The 23,805-nt window shown below is 67.0% G+C and carries 21 protein-coding genes; 14 read left to right on the top strand and 7 right to left on the bottom strand.

Annotated features, from left to right (window positions below):
• The first annotated feature begins 36 nt into the window (after positions 1–36).
• Positions 37–750, top strand: a complete 714-nt coding sequence (locus O5O43_RS12655; protein ID WP_271084249.1) for an acylneuraminate cytidylyltransferase family protein — start codon at positions 37–39, stop codon at positions 748–750.
• Here O5O43_RS12655 and neuC read toward each other — a convergent pair.
• Complete coding sequence (gene neuC / locus O5O43_RS12650) at positions 747–1,922, bottom strand: UDP-N-acetylglucosamine 2-epimerase (protein ID WP_271084248.1); 1,176 nt, start codon at positions 1,920–1,922, stop codon at positions 747–749. The genes O5O43_RS12655 and neuC overlap by 4 nt on opposite strands.
• A gap of 278 nt (positions 1,923–2,200) precedes the next feature.
• On the opposite strand from neuC, the gene O5O43_RS12645 reads away from it, so the two are divergent.
• A complete protein-coding gene (locus tag O5O43_RS12645; protein WP_271084247.1) occupies positions 2,201–3,376 on the top strand; it encodes an outer membrane beta-barrel protein in 1,176 nt (391 codons plus the stop codon).
• A gap of 293 nt (positions 3,377–3,669) precedes the next feature.
• Entirely contained in the window at positions 3,670–4,680 is a 1,011-nt protein-coding gene (locus O5O43_RS12640; protein WP_271084246.1) for a class I SAM-dependent methyltransferase, read from the top strand.
• A 4-nt stretch (positions 4,681–4,684) separates the two neighbouring features.
• On the opposite strand, the gene O5O43_RS12635 is transcribed toward O5O43_RS12640, so the two are convergent.
• Positions 4,685–6,001: a tetratricopeptide repeat protein gene (locus O5O43_RS12635; protein WP_271084245.1), complete on the bottom strand. Its 1,317-nt coding sequence runs from the start codon at positions 5,999–6,001 to the stop codon at positions 4,685–4,687.
• 164 nt (positions 6,002–6,165) lie between these two features.
• On the opposite strand from O5O43_RS12635, the gene msrA reads away from it, so the two are divergent.
• The 4 genes from msrA (at position 6,166) to aguB (ending at position 11,607) form a co-directional block, all read left to right on the top strand.
• Positions 6,166–6,792, top strand: coding sequence for a peptide-methionine (S)-S-oxide reductase MsrA (gene msrA / locus O5O43_RS12630; protein WP_271084244.1), 627 nt, complete (start codon positions 6,166–6,168; stop codon positions 6,790–6,792).
• Positions 6,793–6,976: 184 nt separating this feature from the next.
• The gene (locus O5O43_RS12625) at positions 6,977–9,577 is read left to right on the top strand and encodes a TonB-dependent receptor (RefSeq protein WP_271084243.1); all 2,601 of its coding nucleotides are present in this window, start codon (positions 6,977–6,979) and stop codon (positions 9,575–9,577) included.
• 174 nt (positions 9,578–9,751) lie between these two features.
• Positions 9,752–10,738, top strand: coding sequence for an agmatine deiminase family protein (locus O5O43_RS12620; protein WP_271084242.1), 987 nt, complete (start codon positions 9,752–9,754; stop codon positions 10,736–10,738).
• A complete protein-coding gene (gene aguB, locus O5O43_RS12615) occupies positions 10,738–11,607 on the top strand; it encodes an N-carbamoylputrescine amidase (RefSeq protein ID WP_271084241.1) in 870 nt (289 codons plus the stop codon). The genes O5O43_RS12620 and aguB overlap by 1 nt, the downstream gene beginning before the upstream one ends.
• Positions 11,608–11,611: 4 nt before the next feature.
• Here the strand turns inward: aguB and O5O43_RS12610 are convergent, their stop codons facing one another.
• The 4 genes from O5O43_RS12610 to O5O43_RS12595 form a co-directional block, all read right to left on the bottom strand.
• Positions 11,612–12,592 (bottom strand): right-handed parallel beta-helix repeat-containing protein, encoded by a 981-nt coding sequence (locus tag O5O43_RS12610; protein ID WP_271084240.1) that lies wholly within the window; start codon positions 12,590–12,592, stop codon positions 11,612–11,614.
• 4 nt (positions 12,593–12,596) lie between these two features.
• Positions 12,597–13,373, bottom strand: a complete 777-nt coding sequence (locus O5O43_RS12605; RefSeq protein WP_271084239.1) for a phosphatase PAP2 family protein — start codon at positions 13,371–13,373, stop codon at positions 12,597–12,599.
• The gene (locus tag O5O43_RS12600) at positions 13,370–13,867 is read right to left on the bottom strand and encodes a hypothetical protein (protein ID WP_271084238.1); all 498 of its coding nucleotides are present in this window, start codon (positions 13,865–13,867) and stop codon (positions 13,370–13,372) included. Before O5O43_RS12600 ends, O5O43_RS12605 begins: the two co-directional genes overlap by 4 nt.
• 84 nt (positions 13,868–13,951) lie before the next feature.
• Complete coding sequence (locus tag O5O43_RS12595; protein ID WP_271084237.1) at positions 13,952–14,188, bottom strand: ribonuclease; 237 nt, start codon at positions 14,186–14,188, stop codon at positions 13,952–13,954.
• Positions 14,189–14,441: 253 nt separating this feature from the next.
• On the opposite strand from O5O43_RS12595, the gene O5O43_RS12590 reads away from it, so the two are divergent.
• From O5O43_RS12590 to O5O43_RS12580, 3 genes are all read left to right on the top strand, one after another.
• Positions 14,442–14,939, top strand: a complete 498-nt coding sequence (locus O5O43_RS12590; RefSeq protein WP_271084236.1) for a PadR family transcriptional regulator — start codon at positions 14,442–14,444, stop codon at positions 14,937–14,939.
• 77 nt (positions 14,940–15,016) lie between these two features.
• Positions 15,017–15,922 (top strand): hypothetical protein, encoded by a 906-nt coding sequence (locus O5O43_RS12585; RefSeq protein WP_271084235.1) that lies wholly within the window; start codon positions 15,017–15,019, stop codon positions 15,920–15,922.
• On the top strand, positions 15,850–18,348 hold the full coding sequence (locus O5O43_RS12580) for a hypothetical protein (RefSeq protein ID WP_271084234.1): 2,499 nt from the start codon (positions 15,850–15,852) through the stop codon (positions 18,346–18,348). Before O5O43_RS12585 ends, O5O43_RS12580 begins: the two co-directional genes overlap by 73 nt.
• A 41-nt stretch (positions 18,349–18,389) precedes the next feature.
• Here O5O43_RS12580 and O5O43_RS12575 read toward each other — a convergent pair whose 3' ends face one another.
• Positions 18,390–19,655, bottom strand: coding sequence for a type III PLP-dependent enzyme (locus tag O5O43_RS12575; RefSeq protein ID WP_271084233.1), 1,266 nt, complete (start codon positions 19,653–19,655; stop codon positions 18,390–18,392).
• A 303-nt stretch (positions 19,656–19,958) separates the two neighbouring features.
• On the opposite strand from O5O43_RS12575, the gene phnC reads away from it, so the two are divergent.
• The 4 genes from phnC to O5O43_RS12555 are packed head-to-tail and all read left to right on the top strand — an operon-like array spanning position 19,959 to position 23,684.
• Positions 19,959–20,777 carry a phosphonate ABC transporter ATP-binding protein gene (gene phnC / locus O5O43_RS12570; protein WP_271084232.1) on the top strand — a complete coding sequence of 273 codons (819 nt, stop codon included), beginning with the start codon at positions 19,959–19,961 and terminating at the stop codon, positions 20,775–20,777.
• Entirely contained in the window at positions 20,774–21,778 is a 1,005-nt protein-coding gene (phnD, locus tag O5O43_RS12565; RefSeq protein ID WP_271084231.1) for a phosphate/phosphite/phosphonate ABC transporter substrate-binding protein, read from the top strand. The genes phnC and phnD overlap by 4 nt, the downstream gene beginning before the upstream one ends.
• A 50-nt stretch (positions 21,779–21,828) precedes the next feature.
• A complete protein-coding gene (phnE, locus tag O5O43_RS12560) occupies positions 21,829–22,587 on the top strand; it encodes a phosphonate ABC transporter, permease protein PhnE (RefSeq protein WP_271086435.1) in 759 nt (252 codons plus the stop codon).
• A 35-nt stretch (positions 22,588–22,622) separates the two neighbouring features.
• Positions 22,623–23,684: a substrate-binding domain-containing protein gene (locus tag O5O43_RS12555; RefSeq protein ID WP_271084230.1), complete on the top strand. Its 1,062-nt coding sequence runs from the start codon at positions 22,623–22,625 to the stop codon at positions 23,682–23,684.
• Positions 23,685–23,805 lie beyond the last annotated feature (121 nt).

Raw genomic sequence — 23,805 nt, 5'->3', positions numbered from 1 at the left:
CTAAAGGACCGCTACAGGCGCGTCACGGAGACGGACATGATCGGCGAGGGCGCTTCCGCTGGGCGGGTTCTGGGTCTGGTCCCGGCGCGGGCGGGGTCGCAGGGGTTGCCGGGCAAGAATGTCCGTCCGCTAGCGGGACGGCCGATGGTCGCCTGGACGCTGGAGGCCTGTCGCGAGGCCCGGGTGCTGGATCAGGTCGTGGTCTCCACCGACGACGAGGCGGTCGCCGCCGTCGCGACGGAGATGGGCTTTCCGCCGCCGTTTCGTCGCCCGGACCACCTGTCTGGACCGCAGGCGTCGGTCATCGACGCGGTGGCCCACGCGCTGCAGACGCTCGGCGGGATCTGGGACTATGTCGTCCTCCTCCAGCCGACCTCGCCGCTCAGGCTCGGCGCGGACATCGATGCGGCGGTCGCGCTCTGTCACGCCAGCGGGGCGTCGTCGGTCATCGGCGTCTCGCCGGTGCTGAAGCCCCAGACCTTCTACGGCCGGGTCGGCGACGACGGGCTGTTCCGGCCGGACGTCGCGAAGCCGGGCGAGCCGGTGGTGGTCAATGGCGCCGTCTATGTCGGACGACCGGGCATCCTGCTGGAGCGCCGAACGTTCGTCGGGTCGGACACCCTGGCCCATGTCATGCCGCCCGAGCGGGGCTGGGACGTGGATACGGCCTTCGACTTCGCCGTGTGCGAGGCCCTGTGGCCCCATGTCCGGGGCGAGGCCGCCGGGCCGCTGGACAGCGTGCGGCGCTAGCCGACGTCAAGATCGACGAAAGGCTTTCTCGCGAGGCCCTCGAAATTGGTCTTGTCCAGGATTTCCACGATCCGCCGGCCGGCCTGTCCGTCGCCGAACATGGCGGGCTGGCTTCGAGCCATGATCTGGAACCCCGGCGACAGGGCGCGCCCGATGGCCTCGGCCACCGCGCCGGGCTTCAGAGCACAGTCGAGTACGCCGGGGGTGCGCAGGCGTCCGGCCTGGCGGTCGCCTACGTTGACGACGGGAACGCCGGCGGCCGGAGCTTCCATCAAGCCGCTGGAGGAATTGCCGACCACGGCGGCGCAGGCGGTCAGAGCCGCGATATAGCCGCGCGCACCCAGCGATTCGGCGACCCGCACCCGGTCCGGTCTCTCGCTGGCGAAGGCGGCGATGGCCTTGCGCATGTCGTCGGAGCCGGCATCCGCGTTGGGCAGGGTGATCAGGATGACCCGGTCCTCGACCGAGGCCAGTCCGCCCAGGAAGGCCCCGATCTGATCGGCCGGCGACAGAACGCCGAGCGTCTCCGGATGGAAGGTGACCAGCAGAAATCCCTCCGGCAGATCCAGCCCCGTCACGGCCGACGCATCCGCTGGGGTCGAGCGCCCGAAAGTCTTCAGATTATCGATGCCTGTCGACCCGACGGTGAAGACCCGTTCGGGCGCTTCGCCCATCTGCAACAGGCGGCGGCGATAAGGTTCGGCGGCGGTGAAATGCAGGGCCGCCAGCTTGGTGATCGCATGGCGGATCGCATCGTCCACGGCGCCCTCGGTCCGGTGACCGCCTTCCAGATGCAAAATGGGCAGATTCAGCGGGACGGCCGCGGCCGCCGCTGCCAGGGCCTCGGTCCGGTCGCCCAGGATCAGCACGGCGTCGAGCCGCAGTTCAACATAGGCCCGGGCGCAACCGGCGAGGGTCTCGGCCATGTCGATCGCGGCCGAAACCCGGTCGTTTCCAGCCAGCGGAGCGGGAATCCGCGCGGCGGGCCGGCGTCCGTCCGCCTCGATTTCAGCCAGGGTCGCCCCGTGCCGCGCCGACAGATGGGCTCCCGCGACGATGAGAAGCGGCTGAATTGTCGCGGACTGCTCCATCGCCGCGAGGACCGGCCGCAGCAGCCCGTACTCCGCCCGGGTGGCGGTGAAGACGCCGATCCTGGTCCGTCGCCGGTTCATCCCTGAATAGCTCCCGTCATGCCACGTGGGCATAACGGGCTTCGGCGCCATGAGATAGCGTTGTGATGGCGAGGCGTGGCATGGTCGCGGCAACGGGCGCCCGGGTCCCCGATTCTCATATGGCGGCCGATTTCCTCTGTAGCTTCAACGTCACGCTCGAGGTTTGAGCAGCCAAACAGCTTGACCGCCTATCGACCTCTTGCGGCAACGCTGTTATGACCCCGGCAGGCGGTGAGACCGCCGCAATGATCAATTATGGCTGCGGAGGGCTCACACCCATGCGTTTCAAGACCTTGTTCCTGGCTTCCAGCGCGGCGGCGGCTCTCGCCCTGTCCGCTGGCGCTGCTTCGGCTGAGCCGGACGGCTGGTACGGCGCGATCGACGCCGGCTACCACAAGATCGACGACATCAACCTGGAAGCGACCGGCAACGGCGTGAACTGGAACGCCGAAGTGAACGACGGCTGGGCCGCGTTCGCGCGTCTGGGCTACCGGTTCAACCCGAACTGGCGCGTCGAACTCGAAGGCGGCTACCGCTCGGGCGACATCGGCCGCATCCGTCACTCGACGGGCTCGGTTCCGTCGGGCGTGTGCAACTTCACCCCGGCCACCGGCGCCTGCTACTCGCCGGACGGCGACATCGAATCCGCCACCCTGATGGCCAATGTCATCTATGACATCGGCGGCGAGTACTGGGGCGTTCGTCCGTTCGTCGGCCTCGGCGTCGGCGTGAATCGCGTCAACACCGAGTTCGTGGGCACCATCCGCGGCCAGCGCGCCGTCTCGATCGTGGCCGACGATTCGTCGACCAAGTTCGCCGCCCAGGCCATTGCCGGCCTGAGCTACGCGATCGGCGACCGCGCCAACATCGACCTGACGTACCGCTACCTGACGGGCGACATGGAAGCCGCCGTCACGACGAGCTCGGCCCTGGCCGTGAACAACTACGGCACGTTCGAAGGCGACTACGACGAGAGCCACACGGTGACCCTGGGCCTGCGTTACGCCTTCGGCGCCGACTCGGCCCCGCCGCCGCCGCCTCCGCCCCCGCCGCCGCCCCCGCCGCCTCCCCCGCCGCCGCCGCCTCCTCCGCCCCCGCCGCCGCCTCCGCCGGCTCCGGTCGCGCGCGAGTTCGTGGTGTACTTCGACTGGGATCGCTCGGACCTGACGGCCGAAGCCCGCTCGGTGGTGACGCAGGCCGCCAACTACGCCAAGTCGGGTCGTCCGACGCGCGTTCTGGTCGTCGGCTACGCCGACACCTCCGGCTCGGCCGCCTACAACGTGGGCCTGTCGAACCGTCGCTCGCGCACCGTGGCTGACGCCCTGGTCGCCCAAGGCGTCGCCGGCGGCGTGATCGCCCTCGACGGCAAGGGTGAGACCAACCTGGCCCGTCCGACCGCCGACGGCGTTCGCGAGCCTCTGAACCGTCGCGCCACCATCGGCATCAACTTCTAAGACGCCTGGACAAGGGCCCCGACCCCCAAAGGATCGGGGCCCGACCAAGCCGAAAAGAAGACGCCGGGCTCAATCGCCCGACGGCCTGTTGGCAAGACAACTTCGAGCCCGCCCTTCTCGATGAGATCGGCGGGCTCTTTGCTTTGGACCGTGTTCGTCGAGCCGACCGTCACGAGCGCCTGCGACCGCCCAACCGGTTGACGGCGCCCAACGTCCTCGTCAAACCGGCCCCCTTTCTGGTTTTCTCACGCGCCGCCGAGCGCGCCGACAGGCCTCTCCGTTCGGAACGCGTCATGCTTCGTTTCTTCAAGACCCTGGCCCGCCTTCCCATGCGGCTTCGACGCGCCGAAGATCGCATCCGGCTGATCCACAGATACCAGGACGCGATGTGGCTCTTCCTGCAGGACCACCAGCGCGAGATGCGGACCATGCTGTCGTCCATCGCCCTGCCAGACCCGTCGCACTGGCGGAACCAGCCGCCGATGGTGCCCGGCCAGCCCGCCGCGAACGCCTTCCCCCAGGCCACGGTCTGTCGTCAGTCGAGTTTCAAGGAGCCGTATTTCTCCTTCTGGACCGGCCGTCTCGGCGAGGGCCTGCGCTATCACCGTAAGCTGTGGGAGTTCGTCTTCATCTGTCAGGCCCTGTGGGAGCGTGGGGCGGTCAAACCGGGCGCCCGCGCGCTGGGCTTCGGCGTCGGACTGGAGCCTCTACCGGCCTTCTTCGCCTCGGAGGGTTGTGAGGTCGTCGCCACCGACCTGAGCCCCGAGCGCGCCACCGAAGCGGGCTGGGCGCAGTCGTCCCAGCACGCGATCGAAAAGGAGGCCCTGCGCCGTCCTTGGGTCTGCCCCGACGAGCTGTTCGACCGGAACGTCTCGCTTCGCAACTGCGACATGAACGCGATCCCGTCCGACCTCACGGATTTCGACTTCTGCTGGTCTGCCTGCGCGCTCGAACATCTGGGTTCGATCGAGAAGGGGCTCGACTTCATCGTCAACTCGGTGGCCTGCCTGAAGCCGGGCGGCTGGGCCGTTCACACGACGGAGTTCAATCTGAGTTCCAACGACGGAACCATCGACAACCTGTCCACCGTCCTGTTTAGGCGGCGCGACCTGGAGGCGCTGGCCGAGCGGCTGAACGCGTCGGGCCACAAGGCGGCGGTGTTCGATTTCGAGCCCGGCGACCGACCTGTCGACGCCTACATCGACCTGCCACCCTACCGCGCCGACCCTCATTTGACGGCCGCCCTGATGGGGTATGCGGCGACCTCGATCGGCGTCATCGTCCAGCGCGGTCCGGCGGTCTGAAGCCTCAGCCGGCGCTGTCCGATGCGGACTCGCCGTGGCGACGCCGGAACAGGGAGGGCCGCCGCTCGGTCTCCGACGAGTCCACCCGCAGCGGCGACCTCATGATCCAGCGAACCAGGCGCAGCCAAGGCGTGACCTGGACGCCGCGGGACCGCTCCATGTGGGGCGCGCCGAAATGGTAGTCGATGGCCGCCCTGAGGTAGGTCTGATTGCTTGGATCGAGCCTCAGGGCGCCCCGGATCAAGGACCGGGCGTCCGACAGGTCCCCGTTCAGCCAGCAGATATGAGCCGCCCATGCGTGCAGATGCGCCACGTCCGGCGCGCGGGCCAAGGCTTCGTCGGCGATGATCCGGGCCTCGGCCGTCCGCCCCGCCGCCATGAAGGCGTTCGCGTGATCGATGACGTAGGTCAGGGTGCGATCACTCTGCTGCACCACGGCGGCCAGGATCGCCAAGGCCTCGTCGTGCTGGCCTTCCTGGCTCAGCAGACGCGCCAGGCTGACCTGGGCATGATAGCCGCCGGGGCTGACGGCCAGGGCGCGTCGCGCCAGTGACAGGGCCGTCGCAACCCTGCGACGGGGCTGGGCGGCGGCGAGTTCGCCGAGATAGATGCCGTTGGCGGCCCTGAGCCGCCGCGCTTCGCGTCGCAGAGCCCGCGCGTCGAAGTCGCCGGCCAGCAGGCTGGCGATCAGGGGCCCCAGAAGATTGGTGTCGGACAGATAGGTCGTCACCGGATGAGCGGTGTAGGGCAGCCGGATGGCGTCGATCGCGATGTCCTGGGCGATCCGCTCGCCGTGCCAGCGATCCGGGCTGGTCGGATCGTAGATCACGACCGCGCGGGCCGAGGTCGAGATCGGGCCGCTCAGTTCCGGGCGCCACCGGATGCGGTGGAAGTCCTGCGACCAGCGGCGCTCGTGCACGGCCACCTTCGGGTCGATCGAGTACTGGGGTGAAAGAGCCAGGGCGTCGGTCGCCCCGACGGCGTCGGCGAACCGCAGCGCCGCGTACCCGCCCATGCTGGATCCGTAGGTCAGGACGCGGGTCGCGCCCGCCGTCGCCGCCCGGACCGTCGCCAGGGCGGCCTCCATGTCCGCGTATTGGTACCAGTCGTCGCCGCGCCCCATGACATGGATGGCCGAGACGCCCTGGGCCTGGAAATAGGCCTCGCCGAAGCCCGGTCGGTCGAAACCGTGGCCGATGGCGTAGTGGTCGAAGGTCACCACCCACCGGCTCGTATCGCCCGCCGCGATGCGCCGGACGACGACATCGTCGCTGCGGAATATCTCGTTCGCCGCAGCCGGGGTTTCGGAAAGGGCAGTCATGTCAGAGGAATAGAGCATCGGTCGGACTAGGCCAATCTCGTCGCGGGCCATCACAGGCGGCCAAGGCCGATGAAATCCGGGCGATCCCTGTATCCGGACGGCGCCGGGCGACGTAGCTGTGGTCCGGACCGCCCGATGACAGGCGGCCCGAGGGAGATATTCGCATGTCGCTTCTCAACCGGCTGGCCGTCGTCGCGGCCCTGAGCATAGCCGCCTGTTCGCCCGGGGAGCCCGCCTCGAGCGCTCCCGCCCCACAAACCACGCCTGACAGCGGCAGGCGCGAGGTCGCCCTGTTCGCCGGCGGCTGCTTCTGGTCGACGGAATCCAACTTCGAACACATGCCCGGCGTGACTTCGGCGGTCTCGGGCTTCGCCGGCGGGACCGTGGCCAACCCCAGCTACGAGCAGGTGGTGCAGGGCGGCACCGGCCACGTCGAAGCGGTTCAGGTCACATACGATCCCGCCCGCATCACCTATCGTCAGCTGGTCGACCGCTTCTGGCGCACCATCGATCCGACCGACCCCGACGGCCAGTTCTGCGACCAGGGACCTTCCTATGCCACAGCCGTGTTCGCGACGGCGGCGCAAAGGCCGATCGCCGAGGCGTCGCGCGCGGCCGCCGCAGCGGTGATCGGCGAGCGACGGTTCGTCACGCCGGTCCGGAACGTCGCCCGTTTCTGGCCCGCGGAAGCCTACCATCAGGATTTCGCCCGCCGGAACGCGGTGCGGTACGGGGGATACAGTCGTTTTTGCGGGCGAGAGGCGCGTCTGCGGGCCGTATGGGGCCGCTGAGTCTTCGCGGCTCGACCAGTGTGGCCCCCGGGACACCCCCGAACGCTGTCACGCGACTGTCACACCACTGTCGTCCAGCGTTCCGAGACTAGGCCTAGAGGGAGCGAGATTTCGACGGTTGCGGCTCTCTCTGGCCGCATTCTGATGCGCGCCGGGCGCTGCCCGCACCTTCTGGGGATACAAAATGAATATTCGCACTCGTGCGCTCTGGGCGACCACCGCCCTCGTCGGCGGCATCCTCGTCGCCGGCGCCGCCTCGGCCCAGTCGTCCGGCACGGACACCGCCGAAGGCACCGTCATCGACGAGGTCGTCGTGACCGGTCAGCGCGGCCCGCGCACGATCCTGGGCGCAGCCGTCGCCCAGACCGTCGACAAGACCCGTTCGACGATCACGCAAGAGTACATCGGCCGCCAGCAGGCCGGTCAGTCGATCGTCCAGATCCTGAACAACGTCCCGGGCCTGAACTTCACCAACAACGACCCCTACGGCAACTCGGGCGGCAACATCCGCCTGCGCGGCTTCGATGGCAACCGCGTCTCGCTGACGTTCGACGGCATCCCGCTGAACGACACCGGCAACTACGCCGCCTACACCAACCAGCAGGTCGATTCGGAAATCATCGAGCGCGCCTCGGTCAACCAAGGCTCGACCGACGTCGACAGCCCGACCGCTGCGGCCAACGGCGGCACGATCGCCTACCAAACCTCGCGTCCGCTGGACGAGATGGGCGCCCAGATCAACGCGACGATCGGCAGCTTCTCCTACGGCCGCGTCTTCGGCCGCTTCGACACGGGCGAGTTCGGCCCGTGGGGCACGACCGCCTTCATCACCGGTTCGTACACCAAGTATGACAAGTGGAAGGGTCCGGGCGAGCTGGAGAAGAAGCAGTACAACGGCCGCATCTTCCAGGACCTGGGTGACGGCGATTTCGCCAGCCTCGCCTTCCACTGGAACGAGAACCGCAACGCCTCGTACAACAACTTCGTCAACCTGGCGCAGTTCGCCCTGGGCCTGAAGCCCGAGAACGACATCGCGTGCTTCCGCCCGACCCCGGTCGACGGCACGGTGCAGAACGAATCGAACCAATCCACCGCCTTCACCTATTTCGGCGGGGTTCTGAACAACACCAGCTGCACCAACGACAGCCGCACCCGGATCAACCCGTCGAACACGGGCAACATCCGCGGCCAGTTCAGCTATGGTCTGACCGACAGCCTGCGCCTGACCGTCGATCCGTACTTCCAGTACACGATCGCCAACGGCGGCGGCTTCACCCTGACCAGCGAGCGTGACGATCGTCTGGACCAGAACACGACGAACAACGCCACGGTCACCACGGCCGCCCAGTGCGTCGCCGCGGCGATCCGCACCACCGGCGTCGACCTGAACGGCGATGGCGACAGCTGCGACAACGTCGCCCTGTACACCCCGTCGAACACCAACACCCGTCGCTACGGCGTCCTGTCCTCGCTGATCTGGGACATCAACGACGATCACCGTGTCCGCGTGTCGTACACCAACGACTACGGCCGTCACCGTCAGACCGGTGAAGCCACACGCTACAACGCCGACGGCTCCGTGCCCGAAGTGTTCGCCGGCGAAAACACCTGGGGCAACGAAGACCTCCGCGTCTTCGGCCGTGACGGTTCCTATCTGCGGACCCGCGACCGCTTCTCGATCGCCCTGCTGAACCAGATCTCGGCCGAATATCGCGGCCAGTTCTTCGACGACGCCCTGTCGGTCACCCTGGGTGTCCGCGCCCCGTTCTTCACGCGTGAACTGAACCAGTTCTGCTTCTCGCAGTCGGCGTCGTCGAACGTGCGTTGCACCACCGAGGCCGTCGCCTCGACCCTGGCCAACGGCAACGTGACCTTCGCCTCGACCGGCACGACCCAGTACATCCGTCCGTACGCGGTCGAACTGAAGTACGACAAGGTTCTGCCGAACATCGGCGCCAGCTACCGCTTCCTGGACAATCACTCGGTCTACGCCGCGTTCGCCCAGGGCATCTCGGTGCCGCGTACGGATAACCTGTACCAGCCGTTCCGCGACACCGCCGGCAACCTGATCTTCACGGCCGTTCAGCCGGAGACGACGGACTCCTACGACCTGGGCTACCGCTACACCTCGTCGCGCTTCATCGCCTCGGCCGCGATCTGGTACATCAACTACGACAACCGCATCGTCTCGTCGTTCGACAACGATCCGAACTCGCCGACCTTCAACTTCTCGACCGACCGTAACCTGGGTCCGGTCGAGCAGCAGGGCTTCGACGGTTCGCTCGAGTGGCTGGTCACGGACACCTTCGCCCTCTACGCCGCCGCCTCGTACAACAAGTCGGAAGTGCAGGACGATCTGGCCCTGACCTCGACCACCTTCCTGCCGACCAAGGGCAAGACGATCGTCGAGACGCCGGAGTGGACCTTCAACCTGCGCGGCAACTGGGACGTGACTGACAAGTGGTCGGTGGGTCTGCAGGGCAAGTGGGTGGACGAACGTTTCACTACGGACGTCAACGACGAAGTCGCCCCGTCCTACACGGTCGTCGACTTCGACAGCCGCTACGACCTGACCGACACCTTCGGCATCCGCGGCGCCTACGTTCAGTTCAACGTCTCGAACCTGTTCGACGAGGAATACCCGGCCTCGATCTCGTCGGGTAACAACGCCACGAATATCGACGTCGATCCGACCGCCGCTGTCGTGATCCGCACGGGTCAGGTCCGCACCTTCTCGCTCGGCTCGCCGCGCACGATGATGCTGACCCTGGGCACCAAGTTCTAAGAACCGGCTCCAGGCTGAAACGGATCAGGGCGGCCCTTCGCGGGGCCGCCCTTTTTCTTTGTCCTGGACCCGCCGCAACCCCGTGGCATTGAAGTGGGGGGAGGGGGTCGCTATCTGGCGCGGTCTCGCGTCGTTCTCGAAGCCCGCGTCGTTCTCGAAGGAAGTGCTCAGTTTATGGCCGTCCCACCGATCCCCGCCGAATGGGCGCCGCACCGGGCAATGTGGATCGGCTGGCCCAGCCATCGGGACCTGTGGGTCGACAATCTCGAGGAGACTCAAGGAGAGGTCGAGGCCCTGGTGCGCGCCCTGGCCGGGCCGGGTCGCGAACAGGTCAAGCTTATGGTCGGCAGCACGGAAGCCCTGGCCGGCGCCCAGTCGCGCTTCGAGGGCGTGGCCGGCGTCACCGTCGTGCCGGGCCTGTTCGGCGACATCTGGCTGAGGGACACCGGACCGATCTTCGGTGAAGGCTCGAAGACGGCGACGGCCTTCCGCTTCAACGGCTGGGGCGGCAAGTACGAGTACGAGTTCGACGACACGGTCGCGACCCAGATCGGCGAACAGTCGTGCGTAGCTCTGAGCCGCATCGACGCCATCCTGGAAGGCGGCTCGCTGGACCACGACGGGGCGGGGACGATCCTGACCACGCGCCAGTGCCTGTTGAACCCGAACCGCAACGCCGATTGGACCGAGGAGAAGGCCTCGGCCGTGCTGGGCGAGGCTCTGGGCGCGACGCGGGTGGTCTGGCTCGGCGACGGGCTGCTGAACGACCACACCGACGGCCACGTCGACAACCTGGCGCGGTTCGTCGCGCCGGGTGTCGTGGCCTGTCCGATCGGCTTCGGGGTCGATGATCCGAACACGGACGTTTACAACGCCTGCGCGGCCGATCTGGCCGCGGCGGGCTTCGAAGTGGTGCGAATACCGTCGCCGGGGCGTATCGAGAACGAGGATGGCGAGCCCGTGCCGGCCAGCCACATGAATTTCCTGATCGCGAACGGCGCGGTCGTCGTGCCGACCTATGGCAACGTAGAAGCCGGCGAGGCAGCCCGTGGGGCGCTGGCCAAGGCCTTCCCGAACCACGAGATCATCCTGTCGCCGTCGGTCAACATCCTGACCGGCGGCGGATCCTTCCACTGCATCTCCCAGCAGGAGCCCGCCTGATGGCCCGAAACATCTCGGTCGCCGCTCTCCAGACCTCCTACGGCGAGGACATGGAGGCGAACATAAGGAAGACAGCCGATCTGGTGCGCGAGGCGGCGTCGAAGGGGGCGCAGGTGATCCTGCCGTCCGAGCTGTTCCAGGGGCCGTATTTCTGCGTCACGCAGGAAGAGCACTGGTTCTCCACGGCCTATCTGTGGCGCGAGCATCCGGCCGTGATCGCCATGGCCGATGTCGCCAAGGAACTGGGCGTCGCCATTCCCGTCTCGATCTTCGAGCGTGAAGGGCCGCACTATTTCAACTCGATGGTGATGCTGGACGCCGACGGATCGCCGCTGGGCCTCTATCGCAAGAGCCACATCCCCGACGGCCCCGGCTATCAGGAAAAATACTATTTCCGTCCGGGAGATACGGGCTTCAAGGTGTGGGACACGCGCTTCGGCCGGGTCGGCGTCGGCATATGTTGGGACCAGTGGTATCCGGAGGCGGCGCGGGCAATGATGCTGCAGGGCGCAGAGGTGCTGTTCTATCCGACCGCGATCGGGTCGGAGCCGCAGGACGCGGAGTTGCACACGGCTGAGCCGTGGCGGCGCGCGATGCAGGGCCATGCGGTGTCCAACGCCGTGCCCGTCGTGGGCGCCAACCGGATCGGTCTTGAACAGGTGACGGAGGCCGGCCAGACCTTCTACGGCCAGTCCTTCATTTCGGATCACCGCGGCGACCTCGTCGAGCGGTTTGAGGGCGAGGAAGAGGGCGTTCTGATCCACACCTTCGACCTTGACCACATCGCCCAGTACCGGGCCGCCTGGGGATTCTTCCGTGATCGGAGGACCGATCTCTATGGGGCGCTGACCGCGCCGCGTCCCGCCTGACGCTTCAGTCGAACAGGCCTCTGCGGCGCGTGGCGTTATCGCGAACGATATTGCCCGTGGCGTGATCGCCGTCGTCCTCGCTGGAGCCGAAGGGATAGCCGGCGTCGTCGCCACAGTAGCGGCGGCGTCCTTCGCGTGAGCCGACCACGACCGTCTGTGGGCGGATCAGAGCCGCGCCCTCGAAGCGGTTGCCGCTGATCGTGTTGCCGGACGGTGTCTGGTGCCGGATGACGCCGTCCTCGCCGCAGTTGCGATACAGGAAGACGCCGCCCCGTCCGCCGAGCTCGAAGCGATTGGCCTCGATGCGGTTGCGAGCCGAGCCATCGATGGCGATCTGTTCGCGGTCGGTGCGGATGTTGAACGAGACGTTTCGGATCACGGCGCCGGCGCTCTCCGCGTCCAGATAGATGGCGGTCGACACCGATCGGCCCCGGAAGCCTCCGCCGGTCATCCTGAAGCCGGTGACGCCGGGGCCGATGTAGAGGGGGATCGACCCTGTGGCGATGAAGGTCACGTTTTCCAGCGTCAGGCCCGACGGGGCCGCGGCTTGGGTTCTGCGTGTGTGATCGGCCATGCGGGACGAGGCGCGAAGCCCGTCGATATCGTTTCGCCCAAGACCCCAGGCCCGCAGGTTGCCGTGGATCGTGCAGCGAGCGAGGCGAACGTCCCGGGGGACGCTCCAGCGTTGGCCGTCCCGACGGGACCAGACGGCGACGGTCGGGTCGCCCGTGGTGCTGGCTTCCCCCGGTGTGCCGATGGACCCGTCGTTACAGTCGATCCCGGCGCCAGACGCCTCGGCGCCTTCGAACACTAGGTGACGCGTCACCGATCGTCCGGCGGGCAACGCAGCGAAACAGGTCAGGCGGACAGGTGGCGCGTCGCGCGCCGCGGGCGCGGTCAGGGCCGCGACCTCGGCGGACGAGCACGCGCGGGCGACGGTCGGCTCCGAAGCCAGAAGGCTCAGCAGGGCCAGGGTCGTGAGCATAGCCTCAGGGCAGGGGCGCGGCCAAAGCGGCGCGCTCGGCGGCGCAGGCGGGGCTGGTCAGGGCGGCGGTGCGGGCGCGGGCGATCTCCTCGCGGGCGGCGACGGCGTCGGCCTGGAAGGCCGGCGTCGCGGCGATCCGCTGGAAAGCCGCCTTGCCCAGCGCCTCGCCCTCGGCGACGTCGGAGGCGTAGTGCATGGCGCAGACCAGGCGGCTGACCCCGATCTCGTGGCCGATGCGGGTCGCGTCTGCGGCGTGTTCGGGGGCCAGAGCGGCGATCACCTCGCCATAGGCCGCGCCGACCGTGGCGCTGCCCGATGGGTAGGAGGGGCTGGCGCGACCGGCCGCGGACACGACCTGGCAGGCGGGCCGTTCGAGGTCGGCGCCGACGGGGCGCGGGCGGAAGGCGCGGGCCTTGGCCAGCTCGGCCGCCTCGTTGGCGTCGTGCAGGACGCGCTCGAGGATCGAGACCAGGCGTGGCGCATACTCTGCGCTCACGCGGAAGCCCAGGGCGCAGTCGAAGTGAGCGAGGGCCAGGGCCGGACGCAGTTCGGCGTGGCGGGTGGCCAGCATCCAGCGATCGGTATTCTCCAGCGCGCGCAGCCGGTCTGAGGCGGCGATGTCCGCCAGATCCTGGGTCGAGCCGGCGGCGGGGGCTGGCGGGACGGCGTCGGCGAGAGCCTGAATGACGGCGGGGTCCAGATAGGAAGCCGGGGCGTCCTGGGCGGCGACCGGACCGGCGACGGTGCAGATGGCGGCCGCGACCAGGTGGGCCCGCATCATCTGCCGGCGCTCCAGCTGATCTGCACCGAGGTCGGCCCGGCCTCGGTCGCGGAGGCCACGACCTGAAGATTGGCGTCGCCGTCGGCGCTGGTGGCGCCATAGGCGCGGGCGTCGCCCTGGTTCATGGCCATGGAGGAGGACAGACCGGCGGCCTCGGCGCGGGCGCGGTGGAAGGCGATGACGGCGTCCGGGTCGGCGTCGGTCGTATAGGTCGCCAGACCGCCGGGGCCTGAGGCGCTGCTGGCGGTGACAGCTGGAGCATCCAGCACGGCGCCGGGGTAGAGGGCGGCGAAGGAGGGCGCGCCGGGCGCGGCGGGTTCGCCGGAAGAAGACCCGGGTACGGCGGAGGCTGTCGTCGATGCGGCCGGTGCGCGCTCGGCCGCCTCGGCGGGGGGCGGGGTCTCCGCCGCGGCGGGGGTTTCACCCTCGGGGTTGCAGGCCGCCGGCAGTACGGCCGCGCACGCCAGTGCAATGGCCGCCAGAATACGCTTCATTCCGTGTCGTCCTCGAGACCTGTTCGTTCGCCTACCGTGGCCCATCGATGGGGCCGCAGCAAGGCAATGCGCCGTCTGCGGCGTCTAGGACTTATCCGCTCGGCCGCGCTGAGCAATGTCGCGATCCACGGCGGCCTGATCCGGGTCCTCGTCCGAGCCGGTCGCCGCGCCGCCCTGAAGCGAGCCCGCGCGAGTGTCGGAGCCCACGCCGCTGCCGGTCAGGGCGTCGATCAGCGCATCCGGCGTCCGGCCAAGGTCAGGCCGTTCGCCCACGTCCTCGGCTTCAACGGCCTCGGGCGTCTCGGGCTTGGGGTCGGTCATGGCGGCTCCTTGTTTCAGCCAAAACGAAAGCCGCATCGCCGCGGCCGGTTCCTAAGAGAGCAACAAAGATATATCGTCCACTTGCGCAGCTTGGTCTAAGATATATCTTCACGACATGAAAAATGAAGAAGGACATTTCATGTTTGGACGACACAACAAGACAGGCTGGCACGGCAAACTCGGCGAGGGCGATCATCATTGCGGGCCGGGTCAAGGTCGCGGCCGCGAAGGTGGTACCCACGGGCGAGGCCGGTTGGGCGGTCACGGACTGTTCGGCGGACGCGGCGGCCCCGGCCGGCGCATGTTCGGCCCGGGCGACCTGCGCATCGTCGCCCTGGCGCTGATCAAGCAGGAGCCGCGTCACGGCTACGATCTGATCAAGGCGATCGAGGCGATGTTCGGCGGGGCCTACGCGCCGTCCCCCGGCGTGGTCTATCCGACCCTGTCGATGCTGGCCGACGAGGGCCTCATCGCGGGCGTGGAAGACACGACCGGCAAGCGGGTCTTTTCCCTGACCGACGAGGGCAAGGTCTGGCTGGACGAGAACCGCACGGCCGTCGACGGGGTGATGCAGCGCATGGCCCTGGCGGCGCGGCTGATCTCCGGTGAACAGACGCCGGAGGTGGTCAAGGAGGCGCTGCACACCCTGCGTCAGGCGGTGATCATGAAGCCTGGCGACTGGTCGGAGCCGGAGACGGCGAAGGTCGTCGACGCCCTGATGAAGGCCGTTCGCGAGATCAGCGGGCAGTAGTCCTCGCGGACGGATGGTCTTCGAAGACCGACGGCGCATAACTTGCGAGCATATCGCCCTCATGCCAGACCTTGGGCATGGGGGCGATCGACATTCGGACGGATGAGACAGGGACGTTTTTCGCCCTGCCCGGCGGGGTGACGGTGCGATCCACGGACGATCGCGCGTCCCCCCTTCTGGGCCGCTTCTTCGAAGGCTATGATCGTGCCTTCGTCCTTCCGAACGAGCGGGAAGAGTTGGACGGCTTCGAGGCCTGTCTCGACCTGAATCGGACCCACCGCCACGCCTTCGGTCGAATCCAGTCCGAGCAGGTGGTCGTGCTGGAGGATGAGACGGGACAGCGTGTGGGCGGGATCAACTTCCTTGCCACCGCCGTGGGCAATGGCCGGTCGGCTCAAGCGTGCGTGGCGCTCAACTATGTCTATGTCGAAGCGGACGCGCGTGGACGCGGTCTGCTGCGTCAGTGTCTGACGGCGGTGCGGACCCTGGCGCCCGCGGTGCTGGGTCTGGCCCCCGATGCGCCCGCGCCTGCGATCTTCATCGAGCAGAACGACCCGTTGTGCCTGACTGCCGAGGAGTATGCGGCGGATACGGAACATTCCGGTCTGGACCAGCTCGACCGGCTGGCCATCTGGGCCAGGGTCGGGGCGCGGGTTGTCGACTTCCCCTATGTCCAGCCCGCCCTTTCGGCCGACCAGGAGGCGGACGACGGCCTGATCTACGCCGCCGTGGACTATCCGGGCGACGCGGTGCCGGCGGCCCTGCTGCATGACCACTTGCAGAGCTTCTTCGGCATCTCGGTGTTGAAGGGAGCGGCCGGGCCGGTTGGAGGCGACGCCGCGCGCCAGATCTCGGCCCTTGCCGGCCGGACGGCGCCAGTGCCGTTATTGCGGATGGAGCCGGCCCTGGGGTGGTTGAGGTCGGGCCGCGACGCCAAGGACTTCGACAGTTTCCGCGATCTGGCGAGGGAGACGGCGGGATGAGCGAAACGGTCAGGCGGGGAGAGAGACAACCTGCTGCGGGGGGCTTCGAGGAGGCCCGCCCGGGCACGATTTACTGGACCTTGTCCCTCTACATCGAGGCGGACAAGGTTGTCGGGGCCTTGCAGCGCACGGACGGGAGCCCGCTCGGCGAGCGCATCGACCCCGAGATATTTCGCCGAATGCAGCAGAATCACTGGCCTTCTCTGGCCTTGGCGAGCGCCATTGATCCCCTGATGAACGATATCGCGGACCGCGAAAGCCAGGGCGTGGTCAAGGAGTTCCTCCTGGCCGCAACGAATGAGCCGACGTCGAACCTGCGGGAGGGCAGGGCGGCTGCGCGCAAGCATGAAATCATCGCCTTCAGGATGCCCGCCTCCATGACCTGGACGACCGAAGGCGTTCAGTTCGAGGCCTCGCCTCCAAATCTGGCGGACGACCGCGAGGTGCGGCTGCGCCGCTTCTGGCTGGCCCACAACAACGGTGCGCTCAGCTATCATATGAGCTTCAGCCACTATTACGGGAGCTACGACAAGGGAGAGACGAAGGATGTCCCGGGCCACGATCCGTCGACCTACTATTTCCTGTCCCTCTTGCAGAAGCTGGCGGCCCCGAAGGAGTACGCGCTCCGGCCGGGCGATCTGAAGACGGGCCGCACGGTTTTCGACGACGACCTCGGCATCGATCCGCTGGACAACATCAAGGTCGCGTTTCGGTCGGAGAAGGGATCCAGATTCTGGCCCTTCGTGAAGACGGTCTTCGAGGAGGACGCTGCGGTGCTGTTCGCCCGGCTGAGCCAAGAGCTCACCGCCAACGGAAAACTGCCGGTCGAGGTGGCGAAGGGGCGCAGCTTCACCGAATCTCTGATCGATCTGGCGCCGTTCATCGAGGTGCCCGGACTGACGGCGCCCAAGTCGCGCTTCATGTTCATGCTGCACGACGAGCAGTTCTTCGGCCGGTTGATGCCGTTCGATCACGACAGCCGGGAGCCCCTGTCGAGAAAGGCCATGGTCAGGGACGAATGCTACGCCCCTTATGAGGCTCGGATACGGGACCTGGTGAAAAATGCGGAAGACGCGGGCCGTCCTGTGGTCAGCCTGGACGAAACCTACTGGCAGTGGGTCTGTGAGCGGCCCGATTACCTGGAGAGTCTGAAGGACGACGAACTCCGGCTGCCCGAAGGATCCGACGACGAAAAAGGCGGCGTCGGGTCTTCAGGTGATCCGGCGCCTTGGGACGCGGAAAAGATCGCCGAGGCGACGGCGGCGCTGGTATCCGCGATGCGAGCGGGCCTCTGCGTACAAACGCACGCCCTCGACGATCGGCTGAACTCTCGATCCAAATCCGATCGGAAGCTTCCGGCCCCGGTGCGGCCGCATATCCCGGCCTTCGAGGCGAACCGAGCGGACTGTCTGGATTATCTGTTCCTGGCCGGGTTCAACCAGAACATCATCGATTTCATGAACCAGGACACGTCGGAAATCCTGGACAGCACCGATCCGCTCTATCCCGACAGTTCAGACCAGACCGAAGAACGATTCTTCGTCCGCTACGCCAACCACCGGGCGATGATCACCTATGTGCGCAGGAGTCGTAGCCTGGAGACGGGAAACGACTACATCGGCGCCTGCCCTTATGCGTTTCTGATCCACGCCACGGCGTTGCACAACGAGTTCCTGGCTCGGGACCATGAACAGAAGACCATGACTCGGATAGAGCGGATCCAGGCTTTGATCGCCGGCAAGGTCCCAGACGACACCGCTGCGATGAGGGCGCTGGAGAGCCAGGAACCCTTGGGCGAGGGAGATGGACGGGTTCCGGTCGATACCCCGATCAACCAGGACAAATGGAGGAATCTGCCGGAAGAGGAGCGGCTTCGGCGGGCGGAGATAGCGATCAATCAGGCCAAGCTGGCCAAGTTCAGCCGCTACGACCTGCACCGCCAGGCGAATCCCTTCCGCTACGACACCGAACGTGTCGTCTTCGGGAAGCTGGAAGAACTGCGCGGGGTCAGTCGAAAAAACGAGGCCCTGGTCCTGGCGATCGCAAGTCTGGAGGACCACGCCCGCGATCTCGCGCGTCGACAACAGCGACGGCTTGACGCCGCAGAGGCTACTCGTGGCCAGGAACTGAGTGTTCTTCTGGGTATGACAGGCGTCTTCGGGGCGGGTCAGATGTTCTACTGGATCGGCGAGAAGACCTTGGGCGAGACCCTGAGCCAGGAACCGAGACGCCTTGTCGATCCAGTCACATGGGCGACGGAACTGACCTGGGCCAATTTCATACTGACGTTGACCGAAGTGATGATGACCCTGTCGTTGGGGTTGTTCGTTGCGACCTTGGTCTGGGTGTTCTGCAAGACCCAAGTCAGATGGCTGCGCGACCGGCTATTCAAGCCTTGGAAGGCTCCGACAAGCCGGAGCTCGTAAACGAACGACCCCCCGACGTCTTCGTCGGGGAGCTGATCGCTCTAGCGCCGCGCCTTCTTGCGTTGACCGGCCTTGCCCTTGGGGCGGCTCAGACGGACCACCTTGCGGGCTGCTTCCTCGGCCGTGGTGCGCACGGTCGGGATGGAGCGGGGGGCCAGGCCGTAGAGCGATGCCATGGGGGCGTCATCGACCATCGCGATCTCATGATCGCCATAGCCGTTGAAGCCCGTCGACATGGCGACGCCATAGGCGCCGAGCATGCCGATCTCGATGAAGTCGCCTTCCTTGATATCGGCCGGCAGCCAGAACGGACCCGGCATATGGTCGATCGAATCGCAGGTCGGCCCGTAGAACTGGAACGCCTTCAGCTCGTCCGAGCTGTCGCCGTCCCGGACCAGCTTGGTCGGAAAGGGCCAGCGCGAGTGGGTCGCGTCGAACAGGGCGCCGTATGACCCGTCGTTGAGGTACAGGGCATCGCCCTTGCGCAGGTCCACGCGGCAAAGGACCGACGAGGACTCGGCGACCAGGGCTCGGCCGGGCTCGCACCACAGCTCGGTCGTTTCCGACACAGGCATCTCGTTGAAGCCGCGATGGATGGCGTCGGCGTATTCGCTCATGTCCGGCGGGACCATGCCCGGATAGACCGAGGGGAAACCGCCGCCGATGTCGACGATGTCCACGATGACGCCGGCGCGCGAGATGGCGCGACCGACCTGGGCCATGGCGGCCTGGTAGGCGGTCGGACGCATGCACTGCGACCCCACGTGGAAGCAGACGCCCATCAGGCCGTCCTTGACCGCTTGGCGAACCGACAGCAGCAGCGCCGGGGCCTGGTCCGGCGAGACGCCGAACTTGCCCGACAGGGAATAGGCCGCGCCGTCGGCCGAGACGGCCATGCGCACCAGAAGGTTCAGGTCCGTCGCGCCGCCCGTGGCGTCGAGGATCTTCTGCAGCTCGTCCTCGCAGTCGAGCGAGAAGGTGCGGACGCCGTGGTCGAAATAGGCCTTGGTGATGGCCGAACGGCTCTTCACCGGGTGCATGAAGGCGATGCGCGCGTCGGGATCGACGGAGCGCACGAGCTCGATCTCGGCGATCGAAGCCGCATCATAGCCTTTGACGCCGGCGTCCTTGAGGGCCTGAATGACCCAGCGCGAAGGGTTCGCCTTCACGGCGTAGAAGACGTCAGCCTTTAGATTGTCCTGGAACCAGCGCGCCGCTACGGAAACCGAGCGCGGTCGCACGAGGGCGACAGGACGCTCAGGGGACCGCTCGCGGACCAGGTCCAGGGGAAATGGATACGTGCGCAATTCACGTAAACCCCTGTAATTGTTAAACCCAGACCGGCGTTAGCAGCGCAACGTTAGACCTACGGGGTCCGCCGGAAGCAGCGCATGTAGGGTCACGGGACTGTCATGTAAAGAGGTTTTTTCGTGACGGGGACTGACCAGAACCCCCGCTGATCAGGGTTCGGACGATGTTTGGTTTCGGCGTCGCGAGCCGCGTTCAGCGGTCGCGCTGGACGCCGTGTCCGCCCGCGTGGCATTAAGACTTGCCGGACCGCGTGCGACGCGGCATTCGGCGCCTGTCCCGCAGCCGCCGTCAGCGAGTTCATGACTTTATCCGCCGCCAGCTCCGCGACCGGCCCTAGCGGGATGGTCTCAGCCCGTGACGTGTCCAAGACCTTCGGCGCGCGTAAGGCGCTGGATGGGGTGTCCGTCTCCGTCGCCGTCGGCGAGATGGTCGCCCTGATCGGTCCGTCCGGCTCGGGCAAGTCCACCCTGTTGCGTTCGATCACGGGCCTGCAGTCGATCGACGCGGGGTCGGGAACGATCAGCGTCTTCGGCGAGACCGTGCAGAAGAACGGCCGCGTCACCGGCGCCGTCCGCCCCGCGCGCCAGAAGCTGGGCATGATCTTCCAGCAGTTCAATCTGGTCGGCCGCCTCAGCCTCTTTTCCAACGTCATGCTCGGAGCACTCGGCCGCCTCCCGGGCTGGCAGGGTCTGTTTGGTGTCTGGCCCTCGGCCGACAAGGACAAGGCGATGGCCGCCCTGCACCGCGTCGGCGTCTCCGACTACGCCGCCCAGCGCGCCAACACCCTTTCGGGCGGTCAGCAGCAACGCGGCGCCATCGCCAGGGCCCTCGTTCAGGGCGCAAGGGGTATTCTCGCCGACGAACCCGTCGCCTCCCTCGATCCCGTCTCCGCCCGCAAGGTGATGGAGTTGCTGGTCGAGTTGAACAAGCGCGACGGGATGGGCGTCATCGTCACCCTGCACCAGGTCGACTACGCCATTCGCTACTGCGATCGGGTGATCGCTCTGAAGTCGGGAAAGGTCGTCTACGACGGTCCGGCGACCGGTCTCGACACCAAGATCCTCATCGACATCTACGGTCCCGAGTTCGAGGACGCGTTCTGGGAAACCAAGGCATGACCTTCGCCTCCTTCACCCGCCGGGCCGGTCTGGTCGGCGCCGCCGTGGCCCTGTTCGGTCTGTCCGCGTGCGGCGGCGGCGATGACGCCAAGTCGAGCGCCGCCCCGTCCAAGATCACCTTCTCAATCCTGTCCGCCGAAGGCCAGGCCTCTGCCGGTCCTCTGTGGCAGCCGCTGCTGGACGACATGTCCAAGTCGATCGGCGTCGAGGTCGAGCCCTTCTTCGGTTCGAACTACACCGTGCTGGTCGAGGCCATGCGCGGCAACCAGACCCAGGTCGCCTGGTTCTCCGCCAAACCGGCGGTGGAAGCCATCGACCGCGCCGACGCCGAGGTGATCGCGCGGACGGTCAACAAGGAAGGTCAGGACAGCTATCGCTCGACCCTGGTCGTGAAGACCGGCTCGGGCATCACGCTGGATCAGGTCCTGGCCTGTGGCAAGCGGTTCGATTTCGGCATCGGCGACGCCCAATCGACCTCGGGGACGCTGGCCCCGATGGCCTTCCTGTTCAACCCGAGGAACATCGTCCCGGCCCAGTGCTTCGCCACCGTGCGTTCGGCCAACCACCAGGCCAACGCCTTCGCTGTGGCCACGGGCGTGGTCGACGTGGCGACCTCCAACACGGTCAACACCGTTTTCCTGACCCGTCAGAACCCGGCCATCGCGGCCCAGATCACCGAGATCTGGCAGAGCCCGCCGATCCCGGAATCGGGCATCCTGGTTCGCGACGACCTCGACCCGGCGCTGAAGGAAAAGATCCGCAGCTTCTTCCTGACTTACGGCCAGGGCACGGGCGCCGAGGCCGACCGTCAGCGCCGCGTGCTGGCCGGGCTGGAGTATTCCCAGTTCCGCGCCGCGGATGACAGCTACCTGAACCCGATCCGCGAGATGATCGCCGACCAGCAGCTTCAGGAAGCCAGGGCCAAGAACGACACCGCCGGGGTCACAGCCGCCGAGGCCGAGCTGCAGCGCCTGCGTGCGCTGCGTGAGGTCCAGCCTTGACCGACGCCGCAGTTCCGACCGGCGCCATTCCCAAGGCCCCGTCGAAGTCGATGGGCGCCTGGGCGCTTGACGTCCTGATCTGGGGCGGGGTGCTGGCCCTGCTGATCTACAGTGTCGGCGACGTCGATCTGGCCAATGTGTCCAAGCTGTTCTCCAATGCGACCAGCACCCAGCTGTTCGCCAAGGAGCTGCTCAACCCCGACTTCACCGACTGGCGCGTCTTCGTCGAGAAGATGTGGGAGACGGTCCAGATCGCTCTGTGGGGCACCTTCCTGGCCGTGTTCGCCGCCGTTCCCATGGGGCTGGCGGCGGCGCGAAACGTCTCCCCGATCTGGCTGGTGACGCCGGTTCGTTGGTTGATGAACCTGCTGCGGTCGATCCCCGATCTGGTCATCGGCCTGCTGTTTGTTGTCGCCGTGGGTCTGGGCCCGCTGCCTGGCGTTCTGGCCATCGCGCTGAACACCGCCGGCGTGCTGGCCAAACTGTTCTCGGAAGCCGTCGAGTCGATCGACAAGGGACCGGTCGAGGGCGTGCGCGCCACGGGCGCGACCAAGCTCCATGAGATCGTGTGGGGCGTGATCCCGCAGGTCGCGCCTCTGTGGACCTCGTTTGCGCTCTATCGGTTCGAATCCAACAGCCGCTCGGCCACGGTGCTCGGCCTGATCGGTGCAGGCGGTATTGGTCAGGTGCTGTTCGATCGGATGAACGCGTTCGACTTCCGCGACGTCTCCGCCATCGTGGTGGTCGTGGTCATCGCCGTGACGCTGATCGACATGCTGTCACAAGCCATGCGCAAACGTCTGCTTTAAGCGTCGCAACTTCGCGTCGCCTGAGAGACCGCCTGATGCCGTTCAAACTGTCGCGCCGGCTCCTCGTCGCCGGAACCGCCGTCATGGCCCTCAGCCTCGTCGCCTGCGGGCAGGGCGGGGGCCAGCGGAACGGTATCTGGGCGGCTGGCTCCTCGACCGTCTTCCCGTTCGCGACGCGGGTGGCCGAGAATTTCGGACGCAACAACCCGGAAGGCGCCCCGCCGCGCGTCGAGGCCCTGGGCACCGGCGGCGGCATCCAGGCCTTCTGCAACGGCATCGGCCCGTCCACGCCCGACATCGCCAATGCGTCTCGGCCGATGAAACAGTCCGAGTTCGACAAATGCGCCGAGAACGGCGTCACCGAGATCGTCGAGATCAAGATCGGCTATGACGGCATCGTGGTAGCGACCTCGCGGACGGGGGCGAGCTTCAACTTCGAACTGAAGGACCTGTACGAAGGTCTGGCCAAGGAGGCGCCGGGTCCGAACGGGACCTTCGTGCCCAATCCGGCGCGGACTTGGGCGGACGTCAATCCGGCCCTGCCGAACCAGCGGATCCAGGTCTATGGCCCGCCACCGACCTCGGGCACGCGCGACGCCTTCGTCGAACTGGGCATGACGGCCGGGGCCAAGATGATCCCTGCGGTGGCGGCGCTGGAGGACGACAAGGACCGGTTCGAGGCCCTGGCCCATACGGTGCGCGAGGACGGTCAGTGGATCGACTCGGGCGAGAACGACAACGCCATCCTGCAGACCCTGACCCGGACGCCGGGGTCGCTGGGCGTGTTCGGCTATTCGTTCCTGGAGCAGAACATGGACACGGTGAAGGCCGAGACCATCGACGGCGTCTATCCGAGCCCGGAGACCATCGCCAACGGGACCTATCCGCTGGCGCGCAGCCTCTACATCTATGTGAAGAAGGCCCACATCGGCGTGACGCCGGGCCTGCAGGAGTTCCTGATCGAGTTCACCTCCGAGGCGGCGGTGGGCCGGGGCGGCTATCTGCAGGACCGGGGCCTGGTGCCCCTGCCGGAGGCGGAACTGGTGCAGCAGCGCCAGATCGCGACGGCCCTGACGCCGATGGCGCGGCCGGACTAGTCGAACTCACCAGACTCCGGAAATTGGAGTCGGGATAGTCCGTTAAGTCGGGTTTGGACCGGACCCGTCAGACTTCTGCGAGTTGGAGTCAGGATAGTCCGTTAAGTCGGATTGGGTCGGG

The sequence above is a fragment of the Brevundimonas sp. NIBR11 genome (genome assembly GCF_027912535.1).
Classification (GTDB): domain Bacteria; phylum Pseudomonadota; class Alphaproteobacteria; order Caulobacterales; family Caulobacteraceae; genus Brevundimonas.
Note: the sequence above shows the minus strand (reverse complement) of the source record. Positions and strands in the feature narration are given on the sequence as shown.

What these genes read in the sequence shown, in the direction of transcription:
- O5O43_RS12585 (WP_271084235.1), top strand. Translation starts at nt 15,017, where the DNA reads ATGGGGGCGATCGACATTCGGACGGATGAGACAGGGACGTTTTTCGCC.
- O5O43_RS12605 (WP_271084239.1), bottom strand. Translation starts at nt 13,373, where the DNA reads ATGATGCGGGCCCACCTGGTCGCGGCCGCCATCTGCACCGTCGCCGGT.
- phnC (WP_271084232.1), top strand. Translation starts at nt 19,959, where the DNA reads ATGACTTTATCCGCCGCCAGCTCCGCGACCGGCCCTAGCGGGATGGTC.
- neuC (WP_271084248.1), bottom strand. Translation starts at nt 1,922, where the DNA reads ATGAACCGGCGACGGACCAGGATCGGCGTCTTCACCGCCACCCGGGCG.
- phnE (WP_271086435.1), top strand. Translation starts at nt 21,829, where the DNA reads ATGGGCGCCTGGGCGCTTGACGTCCTGATCTGGGGCGGGGTGCTGGCC.
- O5O43_RS12625 (WP_271084243.1), top strand. Translation starts at nt 6,977, where the DNA reads ATGAATATTCGCACTCGTGCGCTCTGGGCGACCACCGCCCTCGTCGGC.
- O5O43_RS12655 (WP_271084249.1), top strand. Translation starts at nt 37, where the DNA reads ATGATCGGCGAGGGCGCTTCCGCTGGGCGGGTTCTGGGTCTGGTCCCG.
- msrA (WP_271084244.1), top strand. Translation starts at nt 6,166, where the DNA reads ATGTCGCTTCTCAACCGGCTGGCCGTCGTCGCGGCCCTGAGCATAGCC.
- O5O43_RS12640 (WP_271084246.1), top strand. Translation starts at nt 3,670, where the DNA reads ATGCTTCGTTTCTTCAAGACCCTGGCCCGCCTTCCCATGCGGCTTCGA.
- phnD (WP_271084231.1), top strand. Translation starts at nt 20,774, where the DNA reads ATGACCTTCGCCTCCTTCACCCGCCGGGCCGGTCTGGTCGGCGCCGCC.
- O5O43_RS12620 (WP_271084242.1), top strand. Translation starts at nt 9,752, where the DNA reads ATGGCCGTCCCACCGATCCCCGCCGAATGGGCGCCGCACCGGGCAATG.
- O5O43_RS12645 (WP_271084247.1), top strand. Translation starts at nt 2,201, where the DNA reads ATGCGTTTCAAGACCTTGTTCCTGGCTTCCAGCGCGGCGGCGGCTCTC.
- aguB (WP_271084241.1), top strand. Translation starts at nt 10,738, where the DNA reads ATGGCCCGAAACATCTCGGTCGCCGCTCTCCAGACCTCCTACGGCGAG.
- O5O43_RS12610 (WP_271084240.1), bottom strand. Translation starts at nt 12,592, where the DNA reads ATGCTCACGACCCTGGCCCTGCTGAGCCTTCTGGCTTCGGAGCCGACC.
- O5O43_RS12600 (WP_271084238.1), bottom strand. Translation starts at nt 13,867, where the DNA reads ATGAAGCGTATTCTGGCGGCCATTGCACTGGCGTGCGCGGCCGTACTG.
- O5O43_RS12635 (WP_271084245.1), bottom strand. Translation starts at nt 6,001, where the DNA reads ATGACTGCCCTTTCCGAAACCCCGGCTGCGGCGAACGAGATATTCCGC.
- O5O43_RS12595 (WP_271084237.1), bottom strand. Translation starts at nt 14,188, where the DNA reads ATGACCGACCCCAAGCCCGAGACGCCCGAGGCCGTTGAAGCCGAGGAC.
- O5O43_RS12555 (WP_271084230.1), top strand. Translation starts at nt 22,623, where the DNA reads ATGCCGTTCAAACTGTCGCGCCGGCTCCTCGTCGCCGGAACCGCCGTC.